The following is a 2840-nucleotide window of genomic DNA, read 5'->3' on the forward strand; positions in this document are numbered from 1 at the left end:
CTATTGCTATGTTCTCAAAATACTTATTGGGCAAGCATCAGGATTTGTAGAAGCAGACATCGATAAGTTAGCCAAAATTATCCAATAGTTACTTTATGGTAACTACTTTACTTTAGTAACTAGTTACTTTTAGTATCTGATGTAATGCTTTGAAATATAAACTCAAAAAAAGTAAAAGCAGTAAATCCTAGTTAATCAGGAGATATTTGGTGGTAAAGATTCTACATATTGATTCCAGCCCCCGTGGTGAACGATCGCACTCCAGAGAATTATCCAAAGAATTCGTCAGTTCTTGGAAAGCAGCGCATCCTGAAGATGCGATCGCCTATCGAGATATAGGGCGTCACCCAGTTCCTCACGTTCATGAAGCTTGGATTGCGGCGGCATTTTCACCACCAGAAACCCATACCCCAGAATTAACTGAGGCACTTAGGATTTCTAACGAACTGGTTGATGAGTTTTTGGCAGCCGATCGCTACGTCTTTGGAGTGCCAATGTACAACTTCAATATACCTTCCACTTTTAAGGCTTACATCGACCAAATTGTTCGTATTAACCGGACTGTTGCAATAGAAGCTCAAGGTTTTAAAGGGTTAGTCCAGGGCAAAAAAGCAGTTATCATTACTGCTCGCGGCGGTGACTTTAGCCCGACATCTCCTTTCGTTGCGTACGACTTCCAAGAACCCTACCTGCGGACGATTTTCGGCTTTATTGGGCTTACAGACATTCAATTTATTAACGCTAATAGCCTGAATGAAGGTGATGCCCGTACCCAATCTCTATCAGAAGCAAGGGCAGCAATTCAAGATGCGATCGCCCAGTGGTAATGTGATGCGGGGCATTGGGAATTGGGCATTGGGAATTGGGCATTGGGTGTGGGGCACAAGGGGCAGAGGGGAAAGAACTTGTAGAAGAACTCTCCCCTGCTCCCCTGCCCCCCTGTCTCTTCTTCAGGGTGACAATCGCTCAATATTCCAAGTGCTATTATCTAAACGGCTATAGAGTAAGCGATCGTGCAGACGGCTAGGGCGTCCTTGCCAAAACTCAATTTCTCTAGGGATCACTCGTAAACCTCCCCAATGAGGCGGTCGAGGAATCTCTTGATTTTCATATTTGCTCTGGAATTCCTGCACGCGTCGCTCAAGAACTTCTCGGCTTTCTATCACCTCGCTTTGATTAGATACCCATGCACCCAGGCGACTTTTGGCAGGGCGACTTTCAAAATACTGGTCAGATTCAGTTTCGGAAACTTTCTCCACATACCCCGAAATTCGGACTTGACGTTCCAGTTCTGCCCACCAAAAGACTAAAGCCGCCTGGGGATTTTCTGCTAGTTGTTGTGCTTTGTGGCTGTTGTAGTTTGTGAAGAAGGCAAAGCCCCGTTCATCAAAATCCTTGAGCAGCACCATTCTGGCTGAGGGTTTACCGTCTGGTGTGGCTGTGGCAATAGTCATGGCATTGGGTTCGGGGAGTTGTGCTGCTAAAGCCTGATCGAACCATTTTTTAAATTGGATAAAAGGATTGAGTTCTACTTCGAGTTCGCTTAAACCTTCCAAAGTGTAGTCTTTGCGAAGGTCAGCTACCGTTTTGTCCATTGTGATTTGTTTCCTTGCTATCAGATACGCTGATATATATCTTTGTCAAAAATATCTATGATGATAATCAGTGCCATCAAGAATTGTACAAATTCTCTCCAGGAATATCTAAAATAGGTTGCGTTAGATGCGCCGTTCAGCCTCCCTTCAACGCTTGTTAATTTATGGTCTGAGCGGTCCGATTATCGCTCTTAATGTTTGGTTGCTGTCCGTGCTTTTTCGCTATTTCCAGCATCCTATTACTGTATTGAGCATTGCGACAATTCTGGCTTTTCTCCTAAATTACCCGGTTAAGTTCTTTGAACGTGCTCAGATCACGCGCACTCAGGCGGTGATCGTAGTTTTATTGGCAACATTAACCCTGCTTGGGATTTTGGGCGTTACCCTAGTACCGTTGATCATTGATCAAACAATCCAACTGTTAAATAAAATCCCTGATTGGTTAACCGCCAGTCAAGCAAACTTAGAGCAGTATGAGATGCTAGCAAAACAACGACGTTTGCCAATCGATCTGAGGGTTGTGAGCAGTCAAATCAATGCCAACATTCAGAATGTGGTGCAACAGCTAGCTTCTGGGGCAGTGGGATTTGCTGGCACACTACTGTCAGGATTACTTGACGTAGTGTTAGTTATCGTGCTTGCATTTTATATGCTTTTATATGGCGATCGCGTCTGGTATGGTCTGATCAATCTTTTGCCTTCTAACATTGGAGATCCCCTCACCACATCTTTGCGCCTAAACTTCCAGAACTTTTTCCTCAGCCAGTTGTTACTAGGACTGTTCATGGTGCTAACCCTGACACCAATTTTCTTAGTGATGAAGGTGCCCTTTGCTCTGTTGTTTGCCATATTAATTGGTATTTCAGAACTCATTCCGTTTATTGGGGCATCTCTTGGCATTGGCCTGGTGACGATTTTAGTGCTGCTACAAAATTGGTGGTTAGCAGTTCAAGTTGCGATCGCGGCGATTCTCATGCAGCAGCTTAAAGATAACCTGTTAGCTCCTAGATTACTCGGCAATTTTATCGGACTCAATCCCATCTGGATTTTTGTGGCTATTTTGATGGGATTTGAGATTGCTGGCTTGTTAGGGACACTTGTTGCTGTTCCGATTGCTGGTACTATTAAGGGCACTTTCGATGCGATTAAGAGCGGCAAGCCGAGTGATTTTGTCTCAACTGTCACTATTGCTCATGACCCGCCCCCTGATTAAGGTGGCAGAGGGGCAGAGGGGCAGGGGAGCAG

3 protein-coding genes are annotated in these 2840 nt (G+C 44.7%); 2 read left to right on the forward strand and 1 reads right to left on the reverse strand.

Translation table 11 applies throughout. The annotated features are described in order from the left end of the window. Positions 1-209: 209 nt before the first annotated feature. A complete protein-coding gene (locus IQ229_RS22275) occupies positions 210-827 on the forward strand; it encodes an FMN-dependent NADH-azoreductase (RefSeq protein ID WP_194047477.1) in 618 nt (205 codons plus the stop codon). 123 nt (positions 828-950) lie between these two features. Here the strand turns inward: IQ229_RS22275 and pdxH are convergent, their stop codons facing one another. Next, positions 951-1595 carry a pyridoxamine 5'-phosphate oxidase gene (gene pdxH, locus IQ229_RS22280; protein WP_194047479.1) on the reverse strand — a complete coding sequence of 215 codons (645 nt, stop codon included), beginning with the start codon at positions 1593-1595 and terminating at the stop codon, positions 951-953. A 127-nt stretch (positions 1596-1722) separates the two neighbouring features. Here pdxH and IQ229_RS22285 point away from each other — a divergent pair, with 127 nt between their 5' ends. After that, the gene (locus IQ229_RS22285; RefSeq protein ID WP_194047481.1) at positions 1723-2808 is read left to right on the forward strand and encodes an AI-2E family transporter; all 1086 of its coding nucleotides are present in this window, start codon (positions 1723-1725) and stop codon (positions 2806-2808) included. Positions 2809-2840: the final 32 nt, after the last annotated feature.

Source organism: Nostoc cf. edaphicum LEGE 07299 (assembly GCF_015207245.1).
In the GTDB taxonomy this organism is placed as follows: Bacteria; Cyanobacteriota; Cyanobacteriia; order Cyanobacteriales; family Nostocaceae; genus Nostoc; species Nostoc edaphicum_B.

Excerpts from the sequence above, each read along its gene's own strand:
- pdxH (WP_194047479.1), bottom strand. The coding sequence starts at position 1,595 with ATGGACAAAACGGTAGCTGACCTTCGCAAAGACTACACTTTGGAAGGT.
- IQ229_RS22285 (WP_194047481.1), top strand. The coding sequence starts at position 1,723 with ATGCGCCGTTCAGCCTCCCTTCAACGCTTGTTAATTTATGGTCTGAGC.